This is a genomic window from Streptomyces sp. NPDC025618, from assembly GCF_055558795.1.
Genome location: NZ_JBVHLW010000004.1, coordinates 38,453 through 63,788, shown reverse-complemented (window position 1 = coordinate 63,788; position 25,336 = coordinate 38,453). Strand labels below are relative to the sequence as shown.

Genomic DNA, 25,336 nt, shown 5'->3' with positions numbered 1-25,336 from the left:
GGTGCGACGGGCGGGGCCGGGCGTTCCGCATGTGGTGGAGACACGGCGATGCGCGACCCGGGTTCGCAACCGCGCCCGTCGCCAGGAAGAATCAGTATGCGTACCCCGGAGATAATTCGCGGTGAGACGCTGCACGGGGCTGAAACCCTTCAAGCCCCCACGGGGAGGTGGCAGGCCAGTGGTGGAGCAGCTTACGCAGCACGACCCGAGACGGATCGGCCCGTTCGAGGTGCTCGGCCGACTCGGCGCCGGCGGCATGGGGCTGGTCTATCTCGCCCGCTCGGCCTCCGGCCGGCGGGTCGCGATCAAGACGGTGCGCACGGAGCTCGCCGAGGACCAGCTCTTCCGGGTCCGCTTCACCCGTGAGGTGGAGGCGGCCCGCGCGGTCAGCGGCTTCTACACCGCCGCCGTCGTCGACGCCGACCCGCGCGCCGCCGTGCCCTGGCTGGCCACCGCCTATGTGCCCGCGCCCTCGCTCGAAGAGATCATCAACGAGTGCGGCCCGCTCCCGGCCCAGGCCGTCCGGTGGCTGGCCGCCGGTGTCGCGGAGGCGCTGCAGTCCATCCACGGCGCGGGCCTCGTGCACCGCGACCTCAAGCCGTCGAACGTCCTGGTGGTGGAGGACGGCCCCAGGGTCATCGACTTCGGCATCGCCTCCGGCGTCTCCAACACCCGGCTGACGATGACCAACGTCGCCGTCGGCACGCCCGCCTATATGTCTCCCGAGCAGGCACGCGACTCCCGCAGCGTGACGGGGGCCAGCGACATCTTCTCGCTCGGCTCGACGCTCGTCTTCGCCGCGACCGGACACGCGCCCTTCCACGGCGCGAACCCGGTGGAGACCGTCTTCATGCTGCTGCGCGAGGGCCCGGACCTGGCGGGGCTGCCCGACGAGCTCCGCCCGCTCATCGACTCCTGCATGCAGATGGCCGCGGAGCACCGCCCCACCCCGGCCGACCTCCAGGCGCAGCTCGCCCCGCACCTCTTCGCCTCCGGCGGGGACGACGACAGCGGCACGGCCTCCGCGTGGCTGCCGGACAACGCCGTCTCCCTCATCGAGCAGCGCCGGGCGGGGAACCGGCCCGCGCCCGCCGCCGCGGCCGCGAGGAGCGGCCGCAACCGCTCCGGCGTGCCGCCCCGACCCGCGCAGCCCCCGACGCCGTCCCGCGCGCCCGCCGCCTCCTACGCGCCGCCCGGCGCGCGCAGCGGGCCCGCGTGGGGCGACGGTCACCTGGGCGGCGCCGACACCGGTCGTTCCGGCGTGGCCGGCGCCCCCGATCCGCGCGGCGGACCGGGCGGGTCCGCCGGGGCTCCCGTCGTGGCCGCCGCGCACGGCCGGCACGCGGGCGCGCCCGCCGCGCCCGCGCACGACGGCTCCGTACGGCTGGCCGGATCGCAGGTCCCCATCGGGCCCGGCCCGCGCGTCGCCGACGTGCGCGAGCCGCAGGCCCACCCCGGCGCCGGACCCACGACCGGCTGGGTGCGCCCGCCCGCCGGGATCACGGGCGCGGCGCCGGCCTCCGTGCCCCCGCAGTCCGCCGCTCCCGCGATGGACAGCGGTAACGCCCAGCCCGACCAGGGTCGTTGGCGGCCCTGGCGGTTCCGCATGTCCAATGACGTGTGGGGCACGCCGACCGTCGCCGGAGAGCTGCTCTACGTGACGTCGTTCGAGGTCCACGCGCTCGATGTGGCCAGCGGGCGGAGGCAGTTCAAGACGCGGGACGTGGCCTGGGCCATGGCCGTCGCGGACGGCCGCATCCACGCCTCCGACGGCCCCACGCTCTACGCGCTCGACGCGGCGGACGGCGCCGAGCGCTGGCGGCTGGCCACCGACGGCTGGGTGTATTCGCTCCGGGCCGACCGGGGCACGATCGTCACGGGCACGCGTGGCGGCGGTGTCCAGGCGTGGGAGGCGGCCAACGGCGAGCTGCTGTGGGAGATGAGCGGCCTCCAGACCGACTTCGAGACCCCGGACTGCGGCCCGTTCGCGCAGGACGGCACGGTGTATGTGTGGGCCGACGGGCGGCTGCGCGCCCTGGAGGCGCGCACGGGCGCGGAGCGCTGGTCGTATCCCGTGGGTGACACCGCGTCCTGCGGCGGTGTGCCGGTGCGGCTGCTGGCCGCGCCGGACGGCGTGGTGTACGTGGCGGCCGGTACGCGAGTCCTCGCGATCGACGTGGCGCGCGGGGACGTGCGCTGGCGGTTCGAGGCGCCCGCGGTCTTCCTGAGCCCGCCCGCCTTCGCGCCGGGCCCGGCGGTCACGGGCGGCGGTGTCTATATCGCGGACTACCTGGGCACGGTCTACGCCCTGGACGCGGCGACCGGCCGGGATCGCTGGCGCATCGCCACGGAGCCCCGGCAGTCCACGGAGCCGGTGCTCGTGGCGTCCGGGGCCGTGCACCTGGGCAGCGGCGGCGCGCTGTACACGCTGGACGCCGTCACGGGCACGCCCAGGTGGCGCTTCGCGGCCGGTGGCGATGTGGTGGGCGCGCCCGTCGTCGCCGAGGGCCGGGTCCACTTCGGCTCCGCGGACCACTGTCTGTACACGGTCGACGCGGCGGGCGGTCAGCTCCGCTGGAAGCTGGCCACCGGCGGCGAGATCACCGGTTCCCCGGTGGCCATGGGCGGCGTGGTCTACGCCTGTAGCAAGGACCGCTGTGTGTACGCGCTGGACGCGGCCAAGGGGACGGGGCTGTCCCGGCGTTGAGGTGATCGTTGCGCGGGTGCGGGTGCGGGCTCGCACCAGGGCCCACCCGGTGGCGGTCGCGAAAGTGGGTCCCCTGCCGCCCGCCGTCGCCGGTTCACCGCAGGCGGTACGTCCGGTCGCGGCCGGTGAAGAGGTGGTTCTGGCTGTTCGGTGGCAGATTGCCCAGGGAGACCAGGTGGGGGGCCAGGGCGAGGGCGTGGGCGCGGGCCGCTTCCTTGGCCGCCCACAGGGCGCGTACGGTCCCCTGGACCGCCTCGGTGGGGCAGGAGGCGATGACGCGGGCGGCGCGCAGGGCGGCGGGCACGGCCTCGCCGGGCGGGGTCAGTTCGGAGACGAGGCCGATCTCGTACGCGCGCCGCGCGGAGAGGCGTTCGGCGGTGCCCATCAGCGCCGTGCGCGCTGCCTCGCCGAACGGCATCCGCTGGGCCATGTGGATCGATTCGTACGCGCTGACCATGCCGTAGGTGGTGTGCGGGTCGAAGAACGTCGCGTTCTCCGAGGCGACCACGAACTCCGCCTCGCCGATTAGATAGAAGGCGCCGCCGCAGGCCAGGCCGCCGACCGCGACGATCACCGGCTTCCACAGGTCGGCGGCCTTGGGGCCGACGGTGAGGAGCGGGTCGTCGACGGAGTAGGGCGAGCCGGGCTGCGGCACGGTCGCCGACCGGTCGATGCCGGAGCAGAACGCCCGGTCGCCGGCGCCGGTGAGCACGACAGCCCGCACGTTGTCGTCGCGGCGGAAGCGGCGCCACGCGGCGGCCAGGGCGGCGGCCGTGGCCAGGTCGATCGCGTTGTGCCGGGCGGGGCGGTCGAGGGTGACGAGCGCGACGCCGTCCTCCGCCACCTCCGTACGCACGGGTGCGCCGTCGGCCGTCACGGGTGCTCCAGCAGCCAACACGGCACCGTCACACCCGCCGTGAGCTCCGTGAAGGCGACGCGGACGGGCGCGCCGATGCGCAGCCGGGCCGGATCGACGGAGTCGGGCGGCGCGCCGGGGGAGGCGACCACATTGCCGACGAGGCGGATGAGCGGGGCGTCGGCGAGTTCCACGACCACGACGTTGTACGGGGCGTGCGCGGTGTAGGCGGGCAGGAGGGGCGGGTGGGGCAGCGCGTACGACCAGATGCGGCCGCGGCCGCTCATCCTGTGCCACGCGACGGCGAAGGACTGGCAGTGCGGGCAGCAGGGCCGGGGCGGGAACCGCAGCCGTTCGCAGTCGGCACACGCCTGTATCCGCAGCTCACCGCGGGTGGCGAACTCCCAGAAGGGGGCGCCGTCCTCGTCGGGCACCGGCACGAGGAGCCCGTTGTCAGTGGTGCCCTTCATGATGGAGGACATGAAGACTCAACTCCTCAGCAGCAGCGCCGAAGTGGGGACCCCCTCGCCCGCCGTGACCAGGCAGGTCGAGGCTCCGGGCACCTGCGCGGTGGAGCTGCCGCGGAGTTGCCGGACTCCTTCGTTGATGAGGTTGAAGCCATGGACGTAAGCCTCGCTGAGCCCACCGCCCGCCGTGTTGAGCGGGAGGCGCCCGCCGGTCTCCAGGGCGCCGCCCTCGGTGAAGGCCGCTCCTTCGCCGCGCCCGCAGAAGCCGTAGCCTTCGAGGGAGAGCAGCACGAGCGGGGTGAACGCGTCGTAGATCTGGGCGACTTCGACGTCGCCGGGGCCGAAGTCGGCCGTCTTCCAGAGGTGCCGGGCGGCCGTCCAGGCGGGGCCCGACAGCGGATCGGCGTTCCAGTAGTTGACCATGCCGTGGTGCTGGGCGGGGAGGCCCTGCGCGGCGGAGTGGATGAGCACGGGGGTCTCGCGGCAGTCGCGGGCCCGCTCGGCGGAGGTGACCACGCAGGCGAGGGCGCCGTCGGTCTCCAGGCAGTTGTCGAAGAGGCAGAGCGGCTCGCTGATCCAGCGCGAGGTCATGTACGTCTCACGGGTCAGCGGGCGCTCGTGCATGATCGCGGCGGGGTTCTGGTGGGCGCGGTTGCGGCACGCGAGCGCGACGTTGAAGAAGTGATCGCGCGTCGCGCCGTATTCGTGCATATAGCGCCGGGCGAGCATGGCGATCTCGTCGACGGGGCGCAGCAGGCCGTACGGCCGGGTCCACTGCGCGGGCGTGGGGAGCTGGACGGCGGTGTTGCGCCAGGGGCGCGGGCCGGAGCCGCGCTTGCGGGAGCGCCAGGCCACGCCGACGGTCGCCTGGCCGGTGGTGATCGCGGCGGCGAGGTGGGCGACGGTCGCGCAGGAGCCGCCACCGCCGTAGCCGACCTTGGAGAAGAAGGTCACGTCGCCCGCGCCGATGGCCTTGGCGACCTCGACCTCGTCGGTCTCCTCCATGGTGTAGGAGGCGAAGGCGTCGACCTGGGAGGGAGGGATGCCCGCGTCGTCGAGCGCGGCCAGGATCGCCTGGCAGGCCAAGGTCTTTTCCGATGACGGGAGTTGGCGTGCGAAAGGAGTCTGCCCTATGCCGACGATCGCCGTGGAGTCCTTGAGTGCCGCCGCCATCGTCACCTCCACGCTGTGGGTGCTTTCGCTGCTGACAGCGCGGAAGGCTATCGCTAATCTGACGTTTAGTCAGCTAGTGGGCGAGGGGGCGCGATGCGCGGGGACCTGGAATTCATGTCCGTACCCCGGCTGGTCCGCACGGCCGCCGCACGGTACGCCGACCGCGAGGCGGTGGTCTGCGGCCGGAGCCGGATCAGCTACGGCCAGCTCGGCGCCCGTGTCGAGCGCGCCGCCGCCGGCTGCCTCGCCGCGGGGGTCGAGGCGGGCGACCGGGTGGCCGTCTGGGCCCCGAATACCCTCGACTGGGTCGTCGCGGCCCTGGGCGCCGTCTCGGCGGGCGCGGTCCTCGTCCCCCTCAACACACGGCTGAAGGGCGCCGAGGCGGTCCAGGTGCTGAAGCGCACTCGGGCCGAGCTGCTCTTCGTGACCGGCACCTTCCTCGGTACGTCGTACGTCGCCGCGTTGCGCCGTGCGGCGGGGGCCGGGGAGCGGATGCGGGGTGACGGGCCGCCGCTGGCGGAGCTGCCCTGCCTGCGGCAGGTCGTGGTCCTGGGCGGGGAGGCGCCCGCGGAGTTCCTCACGTGGAAGGAGTTCCTGGCCGCGGGTGACGAGGTGCCGGCCTGGGCCGTGCGGGCGCGGGCCCACGCCGTGGCCCCGGACGCGCCTTCCGACATCGTCTTCACCTCCGGTACCACGGGCGAGCCGAAGGGGGTCGTCGCCACCCAGGCCCAGAGTCTGCGCGCCTTCGGCGCCTGGGCGGATCTCGCCGGGCTCAGGGCGGGGGACCGCTGCCTGATCGTCAACCCCTTCTCGCACACCTTCGGCTACAAGGCGGGGGTGCTCGCCTGCCTGATGCGGGGCGCGACGATGGTGCCGCAGCCGGTCTTCGCCGCGGACGAGGTGGCGGCGCGCATCGCCACCGAACGCATATCGGTGCTGCCCGGGCCGCCCACGCTGTTCCGGTCGCTGCTCGACCACCCGGCCCGGGCGCTGTACGACCTCTCGTCGCTGCGGGTCGTGGTGACGGGTGCGGCGACGGTGGACCGGCGGCTGGTCGGCCGGCTGCGGGACGAGCTGGGGCGGGTGACGGTGCTGACCGCCTACGGGCTCAGCGAGGCGACCGGGCTGGTCACGATGTGCCGGCGCGGCGACCCGGACGAGGTGGTGGCCCGCACGTCGGGCCGCGCCGTACCGGACACCGAGGTCAAGGTGGTCGGGGCGGGCGGCGGGACGCTGCCGGCCGGCGAGCGCGGGGAGATCCTGGTGCGGGGATATCAGGTGATGCCGGGCTACTTCGAGGATCGCGAGGCGACGGAGCGGGCGGTCGACGCGGAGGGCTGGCTGCACACCGGGGACGTCGGCGTGCTGGACGGCAAGGGCAATCTCCGCGTCACGGACCGGCTCACGGACATGTACGTGGTCGGTGGCTTCAACGTCTATCCGGCCGAGGTGGAGCGCGTGCTGACGCGGCACCCCGGTGTGGCCGAGGCGGCGGTCGTCGGGGTGCCGGATCCGCAGGGGCGGCTGGGGGAGGTGGGCAGGGCGTTCGTCGTCCGGCGGGCGGCGGCCGATTCACCGACGGAGGAGGAGCTGATCCGCTGGGTGCGGGCGGAGCTGGCGAACTACAAGGTGCCGAGAGGGGTGACGTTCCTGAGGGCGCTGCCGCGCAATGCGATGGGGAAGATACGCAAGGGAGAGCTGCGGGAGCTGGCGGACGACGGCGCGTGAGGGCGGTGTTCCCTGTTCCCTGTTCCCCGCCCCCGGGCGAAGCCCTGCGGATCCCGGGGCGCCGCCGTGCGGACGCGCTGGATGGGCCGGACGCCCCGGACGCCCCGGACGCATCGGACGCCCCTGACGACCCGGACGCGCCGGACGGGCCCGACCCGGGTGCCCTTTGTGGGAAGTGCGGTGGTCGAGCCCGTCCGGGTGGTGTCAGCCGAGGTCGCCGGAGGTGGTGTGGTCGTCCGCGCCGCCAGTCGTGTGGTCGTCCGCGCCGAGGGTGCTGTGGTCGTCCGTGCTGCCCGTCGTGTGGTCGTCGTGCGGGCTCGCGTGTCCGGCGGACGGCGTCTGGAGATGGACGCCGGCGAGCGTCGTGTGGTCGTCGGCCGCGGCCGGGACCGCGGCGGCGACGGCGGCGGCCACCGCCAAGGCGGCTATGAAGGCGGGCTTCTTCATGCGCGTGCTCGAGTTCTTCATTCCTGACTCCTCTGGATCGGGGGTGGCAATGCGGTGGTGACGCGCTCGGCGCCTGCGGTCCTGACGGATCCCGACGTCGCTGGAACATGACCGCAGGGGCCGGCGTCGACGGCTTCCCCTCCGTGCTGCCGACGCCGGCCCCTGACAGTCCCCCGTTGGTCTGTCCCCCCGTTGGGACGTCCCTCTTCAGTTGTCGTATTCAGTTGTCGTGCGCGGAACTTCCCCCGTCGAGCCGGCCCGGGGAGCGCCCCCGTGGGGCCCTCCTTGCGGAGGGTTCCCGTCGCTCCTCGGGCCTGATCGTCGTTCTGTTCCTGCGTGAACGGTCCCCCGTGGAACGTTTCCCCCGTGGGGCCGTCCCCCGTTTCGGCCGGCCCCTTCGAACGTTCCCGTTTCCGTTCGCGCTTCCCCCGTCGCGCTTTTCCCCGTCGGTTTCCCCCGTGTGTTCCCCCCGTGCGTTCCCCCGTGTGTGGTCGGCCCCCTCCGTTCTTCCCCCCGTCGGCGTCCCCCGTGATCAGGGCCGGGCCCTTGTCCGTTCGCCTTCCGTCCCCCTGGACGGGTCCCCTGCCGAACGTCCCCCGTAGGGCCTTTCCCTGGTGACCGGGCCGCGGTCCCCCGTGTTCCCCCGTGTCGCTCCGCGGCCCTGTCGTCCTTCTGTCCTTCCGGGTCCGGCCGGTGTTGTCACCCGGACGAGCCCGGTCGGATCAGGTCTCAGGAAAGCGGGCTGTCCGTCGCGTGATCGTCCAGCTTGACGATCGGCTCACCTATGGTCGCGTGGTCGTCCGGCGGCGGCGCGAATTCCGGAGCGAACTCCGGGGCGAATTCCGGCGCGAATTCCGGAGTCGCGGCGAGGGTGCCGCCGCCTCCGCCCGTCACGTGATCGTCCTGCGGTGTGGCCACGACTGGCTTGAGCTTCCGCTCATCGCTCATGTCGATCAACTCCGTTGGTTCAGTGCGAGTCTCTGGGTGTGAAGGGGAAGGTGATCCTCGGGGATTGCAGAACCCGCCCGGCGACTCCCCCGAGGATCGCCGGACGGGCATGAGGGCTGATCAGGTTGATCATCCCTAGGTGAGGTTTCACCTACGACCCGCCTGCCCCCCGACGCGACGGATCGACATGAGTAAGACTGCCGTGCGGCGATAAACGATCGATGAACGGGCACGTGACAGCGTTGTGCGGGGGGCTGGGCGGGGGTGTTCGCTTCGCGGGGGTCTGGTGGGGTGGGGCCCGCGGCGGGTGTGTCCGGCGGATATTCCCCATCCCGCCCCTTCCCGAAACCGGGGCTCGGCCCCGGGCCCCGTTGGCGCCTGCGGCGGGCTTGTTCCCCTGCCCCGCCCCTTCCCGGCTGCGTCTGATGTGCGGCTACGCCGCGTGGGGGGCGCTGCCCCAGACCCCGACGTGCGGGCAGGTTTGCCGCCTGCGGCGGGAGCGGCCTGCGGCCGCGTCCTCAGACGCCGGACGGGCTGTTTTGTTCCCCTGCCCCGCCCCTTCCCGAAACTGGGGGCAAGCCCCCAGACCCCCACGAACGTCGCGCGTCCCGGAACTGGAGCTCCGCCCCCAGACCCCCACGAACGTCGCGCGCCCCGGAACTGGGGCTCCGCCCCCAGACCCCCACAGCCCTGCGCGCCCTGAAACTGGGGCTCCGCCCCCAGACCCCGCCTCGCCGCGTTTTCCTCAAGCGCCGGACGGGCCGGCGAGGTCGCGCCCCAAGCCCCGCCCGACCACCCTCCGTCGCCGCCTGCGCCCGCGGCGAGCGTGTGCCTGAAAACTCACCTCTGGGCGAAGACCGGGGCCCAACGCCCAAGCCCCGCCCGCCCCTACGCCGCCGCCACCACCCCCGCCAGCAGCCCCCGTACCTCCTCCGCCTCCGAGGCGCCCAGTTGTTCGTACATGCCCAGGGCCTCCGTCCAGCAGGCGCGGGCTCGGCCCGGTTGGCCGAGGGCGTCCAGGGAGCGGCCCAGGAGGGTGAGGATGTTGCCGCGGCGCCAGGCGCCGCCGATGTTGCGGAGTTTGAGGGCCTGTTCCGCGTGGTGGGCGGCCGCGGCGGGGCGGGAGGCGCCCAGGTGGGCGTCCGCCATGCGGTAGTGGATCATGCCCTCCCACAGCCGCTGCCGGTTGTCGCGGAAGATCGGCAGGGCCTCGGAGAGGCGGCTCAGCGCCTCCTCGTAACGGCCGGCGTGGGTGAGGGCGACGCCCAGCGCGTAGAGGCCGTTGGCGATGCGCCAGGACGTGCCGAACTCGCGGTAGCGCGCGACCGCCTGCTCCGCCATCTGCACGCCCTGCGCGATGCGGCCGGTGTCGAGCAGGACGCGCGAGAGGTTGCTGAGCGCGCTCGCCTCGCCCGGGCGGTTGCCGTCGCCGCGGAAGGCGACCAGGGCCTGTTCCAGATAGAGCTCCGCGTCGTCGTAGCGGTGCTGGTAGATGGCGATGATGCCGCGGATGTTCGTGGCGTGGCAGACGGGGACGATGTCCGCGCAGGCGTCCCCGAGCAGGATCGCCAGCCGGGCGTGCTCGTCGGCGGGGGCGAACCGGCCCGCGATGCGGTCCACGTGGGCCAGCACGGTCCGGGCCCGCCCCTCCGCCAGGGTGTCCCCGGTGGCGCGGGCCGTGTTCAGCAGGGCGGTGGCGGCCTGCTCGTACTGCCGGGAGTCGGCGCCGGACTCGGCGAGGTCCTTCGCCGCCAGCAGCAGGTCGACGGCGCGCCGCAGCGTGCCGCCGCCCTCGCCCGCCTGCTGGCGCACGCAGGCGAGCAGGCAGCCGGCCTCGGCGAAGAGCCAGTCGCTTGCGGCCCCGCCGTCGGCGAAGGTGAGCCCGGGGTGCGTGGTGGGCGCGAGGTGGGTGAGGAGCTGCTCGCCGGGGCGCTCCAGGACGTACGCGCCGGCGGCCGTGACCAGATAGAAGTCCAGCAGCCGGGACATGGCGGCGCAGCGTTCGGCAGGCGGCTGCTCGTCGCGCTCGGCGCACGCACGCGCGTAGAGGCGGACGAGGTCGTGGAAGCGGTAGCGGCCCGGGGCGGCGGATTCGAGGAGCGAGGTGTCGACGAGCGACTCCAGGATCTCCTCGGTCGCGTCGGCGTCCAGGTCGAGCACGGCGGAGGCGGCGGCCAGGGAGATGTCGGGGCCGTCGGCGAGGCCGAGCAGGCGGAAGGCGCGGGCCTGGGCGGGCTCCAGCTGGCCGTAGCCGAGCTCGAAGGTGGCCTTGACGGCGAGGTCGCCGGCGCGGAGCTCGTCCAGGCGGCGGCGCTCGTCGGCGAGCTTGCGGGCCAGGACGGAGACGGTCCAGGTGCGGCGGGCGGCGAGCCGGGAGGCGGCGATGCGGATGGCGAGCGGCAGGAAGCCGCAGGCGGCGACGACGTCCATCGCGGCGTCGCGCTCCGCGCCGACCCGCTCGGCCCCGACGATGCGGGTGAAGAGCACCAGCGCCTCCTCGGGGCTCATCACGTCGAGGTCGACGAGGTGGGCGCCCGCGAGGTCCACCATGCGCGAGCGGCTGGTGACCAGCGCCGCGCAGCCCTCCGTGCCCGGCAGCAGCGGCCGGATCTGGGCGGCGTCGCGGGCGTTGTCGAGCAGCGCGAGGACACGGCGGCCGTCCAGGGTGGAGCGGAAGAGCGCGGCCCGCTCCTCCAGGCCGTCGGGGATCGCGGCGTCCAGGATGCCCAGCGCCCGCAGGAAGGACCCCAGGACTGCTTCCGGTTCGGCGGGCACCGGCCCGGCCCCCTGGAGGTCGACGTAGAGCTGGCCGTCGGGGAAGTGGTGCCGGGCGGCGTGCGCGACGTGCACGGCCAGCGTCGTCTTGCCGACGCCGCCGATGCCCGCGACGGCCGAGACCGCCATGATCCGACCCTCGGCGGTGACCAGTTGGTCGCTGAGCTCGTCCACGAAGCCGGTGCGGCCGGTGAAGTCGGAGACGGTCGCCGGGAGCTGCGCGGGCCGGATGAAGGTGGGGCCCGCGTGCGGCCGGTCGTCCGGTGTGAGGTGCAGGGTGAGGTCCGCGTCGGCCTGGAGGATCCGCTGCTGGAGCTCGGCGAGTTCGGGGCAGGGGTCGACGCCGAGCTCCTCGGCGAGGAGCTTGCGGGTGTCGGCGTAGACGGCGAGCGCCTCGGCCTGCCGTCCGCTGCGGTAGAGGGCGAGCATCAGCAGCTCGCGCAGCCGCTCGCGCAGCGGGTGGGCGGCGGTGAGGGCGGTGAGCTCGGAGACGGCCTCGGCGTGGGCGCCGACCTCCAGGTCGAGGTCGAGGCGGGTCTCGATGAGGGTGAGCCGCCACTCCTCCAGCCGGGTGCGCTGGGTCTCGGCGTACGGGCCGGGCAGGCCGGCCAGCGGCTCGCCGTCCCAGACCCCGAGCGCCTCGTTGATCAGCTCGCGGGCGCGGGCGCGGTCGCCCGCGGCGCGGGACTTCTCGGCCTCGGTGGCGAGGTGTTCGGCCTTGTCGATGTCGAGGCAGCCGTGCCCCACCCGGATCGCGTAGCCGCCGGACTCGCTGACCAGGGCGTCGGCGTCGGGGCCGAACGCCTTGCGCAGCCGGGAGGCGTACGTGCGCAGCGCGGCGAGGGCGGCGTGCGGGGGTTCGTCGCCCCACAGCGCGTCCACCAGCTCGGGCGCGGTGGCGGTGCGGCCGCCGCGCAGCAGCAGGGCGGCGAGGAGCGCCCGCTGCTGGGGCGAGCCGGTGTGCAGCAGTTCCCCGCCGCGCCGGGCCCGCACGGGCCCGAGCACGGTGAAGCGCAGATGGTGCCCGTGCCCTGTGTCGCCGGCCATTGTGACCCCCTGCCTGTCCCGCTCGGTCGCACCGGCCAGTCTGCCTTGTCCGTGGCCTCTACGTCAGCAGTGGTCCGGCCTCTCCACAAGCCCTGCAAGAGACTGCCCCGCCACACTGCTGACGGATCGTCAGTTCGTCGCTAACGTGTCAGCCATGGTGAGCTTCCCCAGGATCATCTCGGTGGACGACCACACGGTCGAGCCCCCGCACGTCTGGCGGAACAGGCTTCCGGCGAAGTTCCGCGACGTCGGACCACGTGTCGTACGCGCGCCGGTGCGGGAAATGACCTTCACCGGGGGCCGGTTCACGCCGGTCATGGGCGCTCCCGGGGACGACGGTCCGGTGGCGGACTGGTGGGTCTATGAGGATTTGCACCGTCCGCTCACTCGGCTGGATACCGCCGTCGGATACTCCAGGGACGACATCAAGCTGGAGGCCATCACCTACGAGCGGATGCGCCCGGGGTCCTACGACGTCCCGGAACGTTTGGCCGATATGGATCGTAACCATGTCCAGTCCGCGCTCTGTTTCCCCACCTTTCCGCGTTTCTGCGGACAGACCTTCACCGAGGCGAAGGACCGCGGGCTCGCCCTGCTGGCCGTCCGCGCCTACAACGACTGGATGGTCGAGGAGTGGTGCGGGCCGGACGCGCGCGGACGCCTGATCCCCCTCGCCATCGTCCCGTTGTGGGACGCGGACCTCGCTGCCGAGGAGGTGCGGCGCAACGCCGCGCGCGGAGTGCGGGCCGTGTGTTTCTCGGAGATACCGCCGTATCTCGGCCTGCCCTCCGTCCACACCGACGCCTGGGACCCCTTCCTGCGCGCCTGCGCGGAGACCGGGACCGTCGTCGCCATGCACATCGGATCCTCCTCGCGCATGCCGTCGACCTCCGACGACGCGCCGCCCGCGGTCAGTTCGGCGCTCACCTTCGCCAACTGCTGTTTCTCGATGGTGGACTGGCTGATGTCGGGCGCCTTCGAGCGGTTCCCCGGGCTGCGCGTCATGTACGCGGAGGGGCAGATCGGCTGGATCCCGTACATCCTGGAGCGCGCGGACGCCGTGTGGTCCGAGAACCGCGGCTGGGGCGGCGTCGCCGACAAGGTCCACCGCCCGCCCTCCGAACTCTTCGCCGGGCACGTCCACGGCTGCTTCTTCGACGACCCGGTCGGCCTGCGCAACCTCGACGCGATCGGCACGGCGAACGTCCTCTACGAGACGGATTACCCGCACTCCGACTCGACCTGGCCGCGCTCGCGGGAGGTGGCGCGGGAGCAGATGGGGCACCTGGGGCGGGACGTGGTCGAGGCCATCGTGCGGGGCAACGCGATCTCCCTGCTGGGCCTGACGGAGGACGGCCTGTGGGCGGGCTGAACGCGACCGGGGAGGAGGGCAGGTGAACGGTCTCGATGTGCTGCCGGCGGGGCGCCTGGCCTACGGCATGCAGGTGCCCATCACCTCGCTGAGCACCCTCTACGCCGAGCCCTGGGAGGTCGAGGCCGGGCCCGCCGAGCTCCGTGACATCGCCCGCGCCGCCGACCGCCTCGGCTTCACCTACCTCGCCACCTGCGACCACGTCGCCGTCCCCGTGCGGCTCGCGGCCGCCATGGGCACCATGTGGTACGACCCCGTGGCGACCCTCGCCCACCTCGCCGCCGTCACCGAGCGGACCCTGCTGCTCAGCCACGTCTCCGTCGCCGCGCTGCGGCACCCGCTGGCCCTGGCGAAGCAGTACGCCACCGTCGACCGGCTCTCGGGCGGGCGCCTGGTGCTGGGGGTGGGCGCCGGGCACGTGCCGGAGGAGTTCCGGGCGCTGGGCGTGGACTTCCACCGGCGCGGGGCGATCCTGGACGAGACCGTCGACGCGCTCAAGGCGGCGCTGGGGCCGGAGGAGTTCCCGGAGTTCCACGGCTCCCGCTTCGCCTTCCGCGGCCTGGGCCAGGCCCCGCGCCCCGTCCGCACACCGCGCCCGCCGATCTGGGTCGGCGGCTCCTCCCCGGCGGCCCTGCGCCGCGCCGCGCTGCGGGGTGACGGCTGGCTGTCGCAGGGCGACTCCCGGGAACAGCTGCCCCTGCGCGTCGCCGAGCTCCGCCGGCTGCGCGCCGCGGCGGGGCGTGAGGGCCCGTTCGCCGTCGGCGCCATCACGGAGGCGCTCTACATCGGCACGCCGGGCTGGGACGTCGGCCCGCGCACGCTGTCCGGCAGGCCGGGGACACTGGCGGAGTCGCTGCGCGTGTACGGCTCGCTGGGCGCGGACCAGATCCAGGTCCGCTTCCGGTGCCGGGGACCCGCTGAACTGCTGGAGCAGATGGAACGGTTCGCGTCCGGGATCGCCCCCCTGCTGGCGGAGTGAGAGGCGTACGCCCATGTCCCAACTGAACGGCCGGGTCGTGCTCGTCACGGGCGCCGCCCGCGGTCAAGGGGCCGAGGAGGCCCGCCTCCTCGCCGCCGAGGGCGCGCGGGTCGTCCTCGCCGACCTGCTGGACGACGCGGGGCGTGCCGTCGCCGGGGAGATCGGCCGGGACAGGGCCGTCTACGTCCACCTCGACGTCTCCGAGGCAGCCGGGTGGGGCGCGGCCGTCGCCGCCGCCAAGGACACCTTCGGGAAGCTCGACGGGCTCGTCAACAACGCCGGGATCCTCCGCTTCAACGAGCTGGTGAACACGCCGGAGCGGGAGTTCCTAGAGGTCTTCCGCGTCAACCAGCTCGGTACGTTCCTCGGCATGCGCGCCGCGATCCCCGAGCTCGTGGCGGCGGGCGGCGGGACGATCGTCAACACCGCCTCGTTCGCCGCGCTGGCCGGGCTGCCGTACGTCGCCTCCTATGCCGCGAGCAAGGCCGCAGTCGTGGCCATGACCCGCGTCGCGGCGCTCGAACTCGCCGCCGACGGCATCCGCGTCAACGCCGTCTGCCCCGGCGGCGTCGACACCCCGATGACCAACCCGGGCCTGCGCGGCACGGCGGCGGACGCCGGGGCCGGGGACGGAGATTTCTACCGCAAGGTCGTGCCGATGGGGCGGATCGGGCGGCCGGCGGAGGTGGCCCGCATGGTGCTGTTCCTGACCTCCGACGCCTCCTCGTACGTCACCGGCCAGCCGTTCGTCGTGGACGGCGGGTGGCTGGCGGGGACACGGCTGTTCTCCTGACCCGTGTTCTGCTGGCCAGGGCGCCGCCCACACGATCCCTTGACGCTCCCTGGAGCCGATGCCACAGTCGTGCATCTGACGGTGCGTCAGAAATCTAGGGACGGTGAACCTCCGTGGAATTCGGGATCTTTGTGCAGGGTTACGTTCCCGCCAGCAGGCAGCGGACCGACCCCGAGGCCGAGCATCACGCGCTGCTGGAAGAGACCGAGTACGTCATCCAGGCGGACCGGTCCGGCTTCAAATACGCCTGGGCGTCCGAGCACCACTTCCTCGACGAGTATTCGCACCTCTCCGCCAATGACGTCTTCCTCGGCTATCTCGCGCACGCCACCGAACGCATCCACCTCGGCTCCGGGATCTTCAATCCGCTGCCCCAGGTCAATCACCCCGTCAAGGTCGCCGAGAAGGCGGCCATGCTCGACCATCTCTCCGGCGGGCGCTTCGAGTTCGGCACCGGGCGCGGCGCGGGAAGCCACGAGATCCTGGGCTTTCTCCCCGGCGTGACCGACATGGACCACACCAAGGAGATCTGGGAGGAGACGATCGCCGAATTCCCCCGGATGTGGCTCCAGGACGAATACCCCGGCTTCCAGGGCAAGCACTGGTCGCTGCCGCCGCGGAAGATCCTCCCCAAGCCGTACGGCCCCGGGCATCCGGCGATGTGGTACGCGGCCGGTTCCCCCTCCTCCTACGCCATGGCCGCCCGGAAGGGCCTCGGCGTCCTGGGTTTCAGCGTGCAGAAGGTCTCCGACATGGAGTGGGTCGTCGACTCCTACAAGAACGCCATCAAGGACGCGAAGCCGGTGGGGGCCTTCGTCAACGACAACGTGATGGTGACGTCGACGGCGATCTGCGCCGAGACGCACGAGGAGGCTGTGGCCACGGCGGTCAGCGGTGGGCTGCATTACCTTCAGTCGTTGCTCTTCCGCTATCACGACACGTTTCCTCGTCCTGAGGGGATTCCTCAGTGGCCTGAGCTGCTGCCGGAGTACACGTCGGAGATCATCGAGCTGCTGATCGCCGAGGAGTTGATGATCTGCGGGGATCCTGACGAGGTGTTCCGCCAGTGCAAGAGGTGGGAGCAGGCGGGGGCTGATCAGCTTGCCTTCGGCTTGCCGATCGGGGTGCCTCGGGAGGGGGCTTTGCGGACGCTTCGGTTGATCGGGGAGCATGTGATTCCGAAGATTGATGTGGATCCTGTGCATCGGACTGCGCGTCTGCGGCGGGGGGTTTAGGGCTGTTCGCCGTTGCTGGGTGCGGGTCTGTTGCTGGTTGCGGTTCGTGTGGCCTCAATCGCCGGCCGGGCTTTGGTTGTGGTGGGTGCCGGGGGATACGTTCAGGGCTGTGGGGCACGCCGTTCTTTTCAGCCCGTTGGGGGCACCTCTGGGGGCACCCCCGGACGGAGTCTGGGGGAGGTAGCTGGGGGAGATTGAGGACGCGGCCGCAGGCCGCTCCCGCCGCAGGCGGTAACCGGCCCGCAGCCGGGGGCCTGGGGTGCGCAGCCCCGGTCAGGGTGGGCCAGGGGCTGGGCCGGGTAGAACGGCGCGCCGCAAGCGGCCACGTCATCCATCCGTCAGAGACAGAGGTGACCGACCATGCTCGACCATCTCATCCGCCGCGCCACGGTCATAGACGGCACAGGAAGCGCCCCCTACGTCGCGGACGTAGGAATAAAAGACGGCCGTATAGCGACAATCGGCCGTCCAGGACGGGCACTTGCCGGACGTATAGGCGAGCGCGCCAGGACGGAAGAGGACGCGAGCGGGCTGATGCTCAGCCCAGGGTTCGTCGACCCCCACACGCACTACGACGCACAGCTGTTCTGGGACCCGTACGCCACGCCGTCCATGAGCCACGGCGTGACCACCGTCGTCGGCGGAAACTGCGGCTTCACGCTCGCGCCGCTCAATCCGGCGTGCCCCGAGGACGCCGACTACACGCGGCGGATGATGAGCAAGGTGGAGGGCATGTCGCTCACCGCGCTCGAACAGGGCGCGCCCTGGAGCTGGTCGTCGTTCGGGGACTATCTGGGCGCGCTGGAGGGGCGGATCGCGGTCAACGCCGGTTTCATGCTGGGGCATTGCGCGCTGCGCCGCTATGTGATGGGCCCCGGGGCCGTGGGCGGGGTGCCCGATGCCGGGCAGTTGGCGCGGATGACGGCGGTCCTCCACGACGCGATGGACGCCGGCGCCTGGGGGCTGTCCACGACGCAGTCGACCACCCACTCCGACGGCGACGGCAGGCCCGTCGCCTCGCGGCACGCGCGGCCGGAGGAGCTGATCGCGCTCGCGCGGGCCGTCGGGGAGCACGAGGGCACTCAGCTGGAGGCCATCGTCACCGGCTGTCTCGACCGCTTCTCGGACGCCGAGACCGATCTCCTGGTGGAGCTCACGGCCACCGCCGGGCGGCCGCTGAACTGGAACGTCCTCACCATCGACGCCGCCGTTCCCGCCCGCGTGCCCCGGCAGCTCGGGGCGAGTGAGCGGGCCCGGGCGGTGGGGGGCCGGATCGTCGCGCTCACGATGCCGGTCCTCGCGCCGATGAACATGTCCCTCGGCACCTTCTGCGCGCTCAACCTGCTGCCCGGCTGGGGGGAGGTCCTCGCCCTCCCGGTGCCGCGCCGCATCGCCGAGCTGCGCAAGCCGGACGTACGGGCGGAGCTGCTGCGCCGGGCGCGGAGCGAGGAGGCGGGAGTGTTCCGGCGGCTGGCCGACTTCGGGCGCTACGTCATCGGGGACACGTACGCGCGGGAGAACGACGGCCTCACCGGCCGCGTCGTCCGCGACATCGCCGCCGAGCGCGGCCTGGAGCCGTTCGCCTGCCTGGTGGAGATCTGCGCGGCCGACGGGCTGCGTACGGTCCTGTGGCCCATGCCCACCGACGACGACCCCGCCAGCTGGGAGCTGCGCCGCCGCACCTGGGAGCACGAGGACGTGCTGCTCGGCGGCTCGGACGCGGGCGCGCACCTGGACCGCATGTGCGGGGCGCCGTACACCACGCGCTTCCTCGGCGACTGCCTGCGCGGCCGCAAGCTGGTGCCGCTTCCGGCGGCCGTACGGATGCTGAGTGACGACCCCGCGCGGCTCTTCGGGCTCCGGGGCCGGGGGAGGATCGCGGAAGGCTGGTGCGCCGACCTCGTCCTCTTCGACCCCGAGCGCGTCGACGCGGGCCCCGCCACGCTCGTCCACGACCTGCCCGGCGACGGGCCGAGGCTGGACGCGCGGGCGGTGGGCGTGGTGAGCGTACGGGTCAACGGCGTGGAGACCGTGCGGCACGACGTGGTGACGGGGAAGGTGCCCGGGAGGGTGCTGCGGTCGGGGCGGGACACGGAGACGGTGGCCACGAAGGGCTGAGCGCGTGGCCGGTACGCGTGCCTGCCCCGGCCCGGCGCGGGAAATTTTTGAAACGGGGCAAAAGGTGCGGGGCTGCGGTTATCGCAGGGTGATGGGTGAGGGGTTACTCCTGGGTGTTACTTGGCGTAAGTGGCGGGATGCCTTTCAAAGCCAGGTCAACTGCCGTTGCAGCGGCCCATATTCAAGGGGTTCCGTCTGGACTGCGAGGCTCCGGTTGCGGAAACAGCAGCCCTTAACGTCCTGTTCATGGTGCAGACAGCCCCCCGGCCCAGGGCCGGAGACACGGTAACGAGCGTCGGCGACCGGCGCGCCAAGGGCCTCAGCGGGAACTCCGTCGGGCTGCTCGGCAGCGCCGTCATCGGGGTCTCCACGGTCGCCCCCGTCTACTGTCTGACCTCGACGCTCGGCCCTACCGTCGGGCAGGTCGGCGTGCAGATGCCCGCCGTCTTCCTCGCCGGCTTCCTGCCGATGCTGCTGGTCGCCTTCGCCTACCGCGAGCTCAACAAGGCCGTGCCCGACTGCGGCACGTCCTTCACCTGGACGGTGCAGGCGTTCGGGCCCCGGGTCGGCTGGATGTGCGGCTGGGGCCTGGTCATCGCGACGATCATCGTGCTGTCCAACCTCGCGGGCGTCGCGACCTCCTTCTTCTATCTCCTCCTCGGTCAGATCACCGGCAGCGATCACGTCGCCGGCCTGGACGGCAACCGCCCCGTGCACGTCCTGACGTGCCTGGCCTTCATCGCCGTCGCGACCGCCGTCAGCTATCGCGGGATGACCGCCACCAAGGGCGTGCAGTACGCGCTCGTCGGCCTCCAACTCGCCGTGCTCGCCGTCTTCGTGGCCATGGCGCTCGTCAAGGCCCGCACCGGCGGCCTGCCCGGCTCCGTCGACTTCTCCTGGAGCTGGCTCGACCCCTTCGCCGTGCGGTCCTTCGCGGCCTTCACCGCCGGGCTCTCGCTCTCGATCTTCATGTTCTGGGGCTGGGACGCGTGTCTCACGGTCAACGAGGAGACCCAGGGCAGCGCGAAGACCCCGGGCCGGGCCGCGCTGATCTCCATGGTCGTGCTCGTCGGCTCGTATCTGCTGACCGCCGTCGCCGCCCAGATGTTCGCCGGCGTGGGCACCGAGGGCACGGGCCTGGGCAACCCCGGCACCGCCGACAACGTCTTCGCCGCCCTGGCCGACCCCGTGCTCGGCACGGTGCTGGGCGTGCTGCTCTTCGTGGCGGTGCTCGCCTCGGCGGCCGCCAGCCTTCAGACGACCTTCCTGCCGGTGGCCCGCACGGTGCTGGCCATGAGCACCTACCAGGCCCTCCCGCCGTCCTTCGCGCGCGTCCACCCGCGCTTCAAGTCACCGGGCCGCGCGACCGTCGCCGCAGGCGTCGCCACCGGCGTCTTCTACGCCGTCATGAGCTTCCTCAGCGAGAACGTCCTCATCGACACCATCTACGCCCTCGGCCTCATGATCTGCTTCTACTACTCGATCACGGCCTTCGCCTGCGCCTGGTACTTCCGCGGCGAGCTCGGCCGCTCGGTGCGCGACGCGCTCTTCAAGGGCGTCTTCCCCCTGCTGGGCGGGGTGCTGCTGGCGGCCGTGTTCGGCAAGACGCTGTACGACATGTGGAACCCCGCGTACGGCAGCGGCAGTTCGGTCATGGGCGTGGGGTCGGTGTTCGTGATCGGCGTGGGCCTGCTGCTGCTCGGGGTGGTGCTGATGCTGCTGATGCGGCGCCGGAGCCCGGCGTTCTTCCGCGGCGAGGTGCTGACGCGGTCGACCCCGGCGCTGGTGATGGAGGACTGACGGCGTCGTTTCAGCCGAAGCCTGAGCCGAATCCTCGGCCGATGCCGATGCCGATGCCGATGCCGATGCCGATGCCCGAGCCGACGCCGCCGCCTCAGCCGCCCAGCAGCGTCCGCCCCAGCCAGTCGTGGGAGTCCCTGACGCCGGGCAGCGCGAAGAAGTAGCCGCCGCCGGTCGGCGAGATGTAGTCGACGAGCGGTTCGTCGATCAGCCGCTCCTGCGTGGCCTCGAACTGCCGCCGTACGTCCTGCTGGTAGGCGCAGAAGACCAGGCCCATGTCGAGGTTGCCGACGGCGTCGATGCCCCGGTCGTAGTTGTAGCCGCGCCGCAGGAGGCGGGAGTCGTCGGTCTTCGCCGTACGGGGGTTGGCCATGCGGATGTGGGCGGTGAGCGGAATGGCCTCGCCCTTGGGGTCCTTGGCGTAGTTGGGGCTGTCGGTCTCCTTCGCCCCGTCCAGCGGCGCGCCCGTGTCCTTGCGGCGGCCGAACATCTTCTCCTGCTCGGTGAGCGAGACGCGGTCCCAGAACTCCACCAGCATCCGGATGACGCGGATCACCTGATAGCTGCCGCCCACGGCCCAGGAGGGCTCCCCGAGCCGCTCCGTCACCCACACCAGGCGGCTCATCTCGCGCGACGAGTCCGTGTCCGGATTGGCGATGCCGTCCTTGAAGCCGAGCAGGTTGCGCTGCGCGCCGGTCGGGCGCGGCGTGCTCTGGAAGCCGTCGATACGCCACTTGACCTGCATCGCGCCACGCGTGTGCCGGGCGATGTCGCGCAAGGCGTGCAGCACGACGTCCTGCCGGGCCGCGCAGATCTGGAGGGAGAGGTCGCCGTGGCACTCGGCCGCGCGCAGGTTGTCGTTGGGGAAGGTGCGCATCGGCGTGAGGCGGCGCGGCTTGGCACCGGCGAGCCCGAAGCGCCCGTCGAAGAGGGACGCCCCGACGCCGAGGGTGACGGTGAGATCGTCGGCGGGGACGGTCGGGCCGAGGATCCCGCTGTCCGAGGGCGGTGCGCCGACGCCGAGGTCGGCGGGCGCGCCGCCCGCTGTCAGGAAGCGGGCCCGCTCGGTGATCGTCCTGAACAGCTCGGCGAGGTCCTTGCGGTTCTCGCCGATCACGTCGAACGATATGAAGGCGGCGGCCGCGGGCTGCGGGGTGGTGATGCCCGCCTGGTGCACGCCGTGGAACTCCGTCTTCCCCGGCGCCTCGCTGCCGGCCGCCCGCGCCGGCTGCGCGCCGACGGTCTGGCCGAGCGCGAAGCCGCCACCGGCGAGGGCGACCCCGGCCGCGCCCGTGCCCAGCGCCGTCTTGACGAAGCCGCGGCGGCCGGTGGAGAAGCCACCCTGCGGGCAGGCGGAGTCGGCGGTCATGTTCGGGTTCCCTTCGGGGCGGTCGGCGGTGGGCACGGTTCAGCCGGCCTTGCGGATCTCGAGGAGGTCGGGGACCGGGGCGAGATCCTCCAGCAACTGCCCCGTCGCCCCGTCGAGCCGGGCACGGGTGCCCGCGTCGAGCTTGTCGACCGGCGTCCACCGGTCGTCGTGGTGCGCGCCGTCGAGCAGCTTCTGCACGCGGTCGATGTCGGCGTCGACCGTGGGCAGCAGCCTGGTGTCCCGGGCGGTGAGCAGCGGGCGCAGCACGTCGAGGAGTTCGCGGGTGCCCGCGAGGTTGGCGTCTGCGGTGGCGAGGTTCGTGCCGCTGCCCTGGTCGGAGTCGCCGGTCAGCTCGAACTGGAGCGTGTTCTCCAGGATCTCGTGGGCGCGCAGTGGCAGGTCACCGGGGTCGAAGTCCTGGGTGGGGAACGCCTTCCGCAGGCCGTCGGCGTCCTTCGCGAGCTGCTGCGCCGGGCCGCGCAGATCGTCGGCCGACTGCCCGTGCCACAGGCCGTACTCGATCCGGTGGAAGCCGGAGAAGTCCTTGTCCTTGACGCCGTCCGGGAGCCCGGCCGTCCGCCCGTTGATCTTCTTGTCGAAGTCCTGGAAGGTGCCGTAGGCCGCGCCGAGGGAGGAGTACGAGAGGTGGGCGGTGAGCCAGTCCTCGCGGGCGGCGTCGAGGTCGCCGCTCTCGATGTCCTGGTCGAGCTTGCCCGTCTGCTCGGTGAGGGTGGCCAGGCCCTTGTTCACGTAGTCCTTGTACGTGCCGAGCGGCGCGGCCAGGTCCTTCTCGGAGACCGGCACGACGGCCTTGGCGGCCGCGCCGTCGACGCGCACGGGCGTGGAGGTGACCGTCCTGCCGCCGGTGGGGACGCAGCGCCAGGCGTACTCCCCGCCGCCGACGGTGGCGACCAGCTCGCGGGTGGTGCCCGGCGCCAGGCCCTCGATCTCGCCGTGGACGGCGTTGGTCGCGGGCTCGACGAGATAGACCTCGGAGACCTTGTCGCCGGTGTTGTGCATCTGGAAGGTCCGGCGGCCCGGTTCGGGGGCGGTGAAGCCCTTGCCGCAGTCCTTCTCGGAGACGGCGACGGTCTGGTCGCCCGCGGGCTTCGAGCCGCTGAACGCGACGACGGCACCGGCGACGACGGCGGGCACGGCCACGACGGCGGCGGGGACGACCCAGGCGGGCCGGCTGCCGGGCACCTTCTCGGCCTTCTCGGCCTTCTCGGCCTTCGGGGTTGCCGTCTTGGGGGCCGTCGTGCGTACGCCGCGTACGAAGAGGGTCATCACCACGGCCAGGTAGGCGACGTAGGCGATCACCTGCAACCAGGTCATGGACGGCGTCAGGTTGAAGACGCCCTGCAAGAGCGTGCCGTACCAGGAGCTCGCGTCGATGCTCCGGCTCAGGTCGAACGCGAACGCGCTCTGCCCCGGCAGCACGCCGCCCTCCTGGAGATCCCGCAGGCCGTATCCGAGCACGCCTGCCGCGATGACGATGAGGACGATGCCGGTGGCGGTGAAGAACTTCGTGAGGTTGATCTTCAGTACGCGCCGGTAGAGCCCCCAGCAGAGCACTGCCGCGATGACGAGCCCGGCACCCGCCCCGGCCATCGGCCCGGCGGACTCACCGGCCGCGCGCGCCGTCGTCCACAGGAACAGCGCCGTCTCCAGCCCCTCGCGGCCGACGGCCAGGAACGAGGTGATGATCAGCATCCCCGTGCCCATGGCGAGCGCGCTGGTGACCTTCTCCCGGATCTCCCCGGAGAGATTGCGGGCGGAGCGCCGCATCCAGAAGACCATCGCGGTGACGAAGGCGACGGCGATCACGCTGAGCGTGCCGCCGAAGGCTTCCTGCGCGGTGGCGGAAAGCGTGGCGGCGGTGAAGGTGAGCACCGCGCCGAAGCTGAGCGAGAGGGCTATCGCGCCCAGGACTCCCGTCCACACCTGCGGCAGCCGCGATTTGGCGTCCGCCCGCACGAGTGTGGCGACGAGCACGGAGACGATGAGCCCGGCTTCGAGCCCTTCCCTCAGCCCGATCAGAAAACTGGGAAACGCGTCGTCCCACATAGGGCGTCCTCCCCGGCACGACGCCGGCTGGTCTCTCGGCCGGGGCGGCGGCGCGAGTCGCGTCCGCGGTGGCACTTTGGTTAGCGAAGCCAAACCTTAGTGGGGGGTGCGGGGGTGGATGTCCTGGTTGCGGTCAATAAATAGTTTGGGTCTGGTAATCCGCTTGACGAATGGGTAATGGACGTGGGTGATCGATTCCGGTCAGGGATTGCCCAGCCGGCCGGTGCGGAGGCTGTGTATGAAGGTGGCCCAGGTGGCTGTGGGGACGAGTGTGGTGGGGCCGTTGTGTTGTTTGGAGTCGCGTATGGCGACGTTCTGGGGAAGCGTGGCGATCGATACGCAGCCGCCGCCCCCGTTGTCGCCGCTGTAGGAAGACTTGAACCAGAATGCCTCGGCAGCTACGTCGAGTGCCTTCGCGCGGGTGTCAGTTGTCATCGATCTCTCTCGCCAGTCGGTGGAGGAACTCCGCTGTCATGGCCGGGGCCAGCGCACTTTCCCGCATCGCGTCGAACTTCCGGGCGTGCTTCCAGACCTCGCGGGGCTTGTCGGACACCGTCATGACCGAGGCGCCTTCTTCCATGACGACTGGGTCGAGCCCTGCGTCGAAGTCCAGAATGACGAAATTCGCAAGCGCCCGATAAGCGGGCAGGTTCTGCGGAAGGATCTGGACGGTCACGTGATCGAGTGCGGCCACTCTTTCGATCTCCTCGTACTGTTCACGCATGACATCCGTTCCGCCGACCATCCGGCGGAGAGCGGCTTCGTCGAGGATTACTCGTAGTTCAGTCGGGTCGTCCCTGTGGATGATCGACTTTCGCTTCATGCGGAGGGCCACGCTCTCCTCGACGAACTCGGTCGTCCTTTCGTCCACCGGCTTCGCCGTCATGAACAGGGACCGGGTGTAGTTCTCGGTCTGCAAGAGTCCGAAGACGAGCTGTGAGTGCCACGCCCGCATCGCGGCGGCATCGGACTCCAGGCCCGCGTAAAGCGGCTGCCCCGACGGCATGAAGTTCTGGTAGGGCCGGTACCAGTCCGCGCTGAGTGAGTCGCGGTGCAGCATCAGCAAGTGCTCGCGGGCGGCGCGCTCCGTGACGTTGTACAGGTCCAGCAGGTCTTCCAGGTCGCGGACGCGCGGTAGCTGGTTGTGACCGGATTCAACCCTGTTGAGTTTGGACTCCGAGCTCTCGATGGCTGCGGCGGCCTCCTTCGTCCCGATCCCCTTCTTCTCCCGCAGTCGCCGAAGCTCCTTGCCCAGCTCTCTCCGACGGAACGTCGGACCGCGTCGTGCTGCCACTCTGAGCCCTCCTGATGCTGTGCCCGCCGACGTGCCTCTGTATGCCCTCGACGCGACCCTGTTGGCCCTCAGCGCGCCTCTGTTGCCCCTCAGTGCACCCCAGTTGGGAGTTTCCCACCCCCTGTAGCCCCTTGAGCAAGCGATCTCCAGGGTTTGTCATA

Annotated in this window: 18 protein-coding genes; 8 read left to right on the top strand and 10 right to left on the bottom strand. The window is 72.1% G+C overall.

Going from position 1 to position 25,336, the window contains the following annotated elements:
* The first annotated feature begins 178 nt into the window (after positions 1-178).
* The gene (gene afsK / locus ACZ4A5_RS05825) at positions 179-2,707 is read left to right on the top strand and encodes a protein serine/threonine kinase AfsK (protein ID WP_467578808.1); all 2,529 of its coding nucleotides are present in this window, start codon (positions 179-181) and stop codon (positions 2,705-2,707) included.
* Between the two features lie 94 nt (positions 2,708-2,801).
* On the opposite strand, the gene ACZ4A5_RS05820 is transcribed toward afsK, so the two are convergent.
* The 3 genes from ACZ4A5_RS05820 to ACZ4A5_RS05810 are packed head-to-tail and all read right to left on the bottom strand — an operon-like array spanning position 2,802 to position 5,203.
* The gene (locus ACZ4A5_RS05820) at positions 2,802-3,584 is read right to left on the bottom strand and encodes an enoyl-CoA hydratase/isomerase family protein (protein WP_467578806.1); all 783 of its coding nucleotides are present in this window, start codon (positions 3,582-3,584) and stop codon (positions 2,802-2,804) included.
* A complete protein-coding gene (locus ACZ4A5_RS05815; RefSeq protein ID WP_467578804.1) occupies positions 3,581-4,045 on the bottom strand; it encodes a Zn-ribbon domain-containing OB-fold protein in 465 nt (154 codons plus the stop codon). Before ACZ4A5_RS05815 ends, ACZ4A5_RS05820 begins: the two co-directional genes overlap by 4 nt.
* Positions 4,046-4,051: 6 nt before the next feature.
* Entirely contained in the window at positions 4,052-5,203 is a 1,152-nt protein-coding gene (locus ACZ4A5_RS05810; protein ID WP_467578802.1) for a lipid-transfer protein, read from the bottom strand.
* Positions 5,204-5,296: 93 nt separating this feature from the next.
* On the opposite strand from ACZ4A5_RS05810, the gene ACZ4A5_RS05805 reads away from it, so the two are divergent.
* Complete coding sequence (locus ACZ4A5_RS05805) at positions 5,297-6,931, top strand: FadD3 family acyl-CoA ligase (protein WP_467578800.1); 1,635 nt, start codon at positions 5,297-5,299, stop codon at positions 6,929-6,931.
* 204 nt (positions 6,932-7,135) lie between these two features.
* Here the strand turns inward: ACZ4A5_RS05805 and ACZ4A5_RS05800 are convergent, their stop codons facing one another.
* The 3 genes from ACZ4A5_RS05800 to afsR form a co-directional block, all read right to left on the bottom strand.
* Positions 7,136-7,399 (bottom strand): hypothetical protein, encoded by a 264-nt coding sequence (locus tag ACZ4A5_RS05800; protein WP_467578798.1) that lies wholly within the window; start codon positions 7,397-7,399, stop codon positions 7,136-7,138.
* 708 nt (positions 7,400-8,107) lie between these two features.
* Complete coding sequence (locus ACZ4A5_RS05795; protein ID WP_467578796.1) at positions 8,108-8,326, bottom strand: hypothetical protein; 219 nt, start codon at positions 8,324-8,326, stop codon at positions 8,108-8,110.
* 888 nt (positions 8,327-9,214) lie between these two features.
* Positions 9,215-12,148: an SARP-family global regulator AfsR gene (gene afsR, locus ACZ4A5_RS05790; RefSeq protein ID WP_467578794.1), complete on the bottom strand. Its 2,934-nt coding sequence runs from the start codon at positions 12,146-12,148 to the stop codon at positions 9,215-9,217.
* A gap of 154 nt (positions 12,149-12,302) precedes the next feature.
* Here afsR and ACZ4A5_RS05785 point away from each other — a divergent pair, with 154 nt between their 5' ends.
* From ACZ4A5_RS05785 to ACZ4A5_RS05760, 6 genes are all read left to right on the top strand, one after another.
* On the top strand, positions 12,303-13,520 hold the full coding sequence (locus ACZ4A5_RS05785) for an amidohydrolase family protein (RefSeq protein WP_467578792.1): 1,218 nt from the start codon (positions 12,303-12,305) through the stop codon (positions 13,518-13,520).
* A 67-nt stretch (positions 13,521-13,587) separates the two neighbouring features.
* A complete protein-coding gene (locus ACZ4A5_RS05780; RefSeq protein WP_467579127.1) occupies positions 13,588-14,499 on the top strand; it encodes a TIGR03619 family F420-dependent LLM class oxidoreductase in 912 nt (303 codons plus the stop codon).
* 13 nt (positions 14,500-14,512) lie between these two features.
* Positions 14,513-15,292 (top strand): SDR family NAD(P)-dependent oxidoreductase, encoded by a 780-nt coding sequence (locus ACZ4A5_RS05775; protein WP_467578790.1) that lies wholly within the window; start codon positions 14,513-14,515, stop codon positions 15,290-15,292.
* 113 nt (positions 15,293-15,405) lie between these two features.
* Positions 15,406-16,527: an LLM class flavin-dependent oxidoreductase gene (locus tag ACZ4A5_RS05770; protein WP_467578788.1), complete on the top strand. Its 1,122-nt coding sequence runs from the start codon at positions 15,406-15,408 to the stop codon at positions 16,525-16,527.
* Positions 16,528-16,887: 360 nt separating this feature from the next.
* On the top strand, positions 16,888-18,645 hold the full coding sequence (locus ACZ4A5_RS05765) for an N-acyl-D-amino-acid deacylase family protein (protein ID WP_467578786.1): 1,758 nt from the start codon (positions 16,888-16,890) through the stop codon (positions 18,643-18,645).
* Positions 18,646-18,891: 246 nt separating this feature from the next.
* The gene (locus tag ACZ4A5_RS05760; protein WP_467578783.1) at positions 18,892-20,445 is read left to right on the top strand and encodes an APC family permease; all 1,554 of its coding nucleotides are present in this window, start codon (positions 18,892-18,894) and stop codon (positions 20,443-20,445) included.
* Between the two features lie 94 nt (positions 20,446-20,539).
* Here the strand turns inward: ACZ4A5_RS05760 and efeB are convergent, their stop codons facing one another.
* From efeB to ACZ4A5_RS05740, 4 genes are all read right to left on the bottom strand, one after another.
* A complete protein-coding gene (efeB, locus tag ACZ4A5_RS05755) occupies positions 20,540-21,814 on the bottom strand; it encodes an iron uptake transporter deferrochelatase/peroxidase subunit (protein ID WP_467578781.1) in 1,275 nt (424 codons plus the stop codon).
* Positions 21,815-21,853: 39 nt separating this feature from the next.
* The gene (gene efeU / locus ACZ4A5_RS05750) at positions 21,854-23,881 is read right to left on the bottom strand and encodes an iron uptake transporter permease EfeU (protein ID WP_467578779.1); all 2,028 of its coding nucleotides are present in this window, start codon (positions 23,879-23,881) and stop codon (positions 21,854-21,856) included.
* Between the two features lie 201 nt (positions 23,882-24,082).
* A complete protein-coding gene (locus tag ACZ4A5_RS05745; RefSeq protein WP_467578777.1) occupies positions 24,083-24,316 on the bottom strand; it encodes a DUF397 domain-containing protein in 234 nt (77 codons plus the stop codon).
* Positions 24,306-25,175 (bottom strand): helix-turn-helix domain-containing protein, encoded by an 870-nt coding sequence (locus ACZ4A5_RS05740; RefSeq protein ID WP_467578775.1) that lies wholly within the window; start codon positions 25,173-25,175, stop codon positions 24,306-24,308. The genes ACZ4A5_RS05745 and ACZ4A5_RS05740 overlap by 11 nt, the downstream gene beginning before the upstream one ends.
* Between the last annotated feature and the right edge of the window lie 161 nt (positions 25,176-25,336).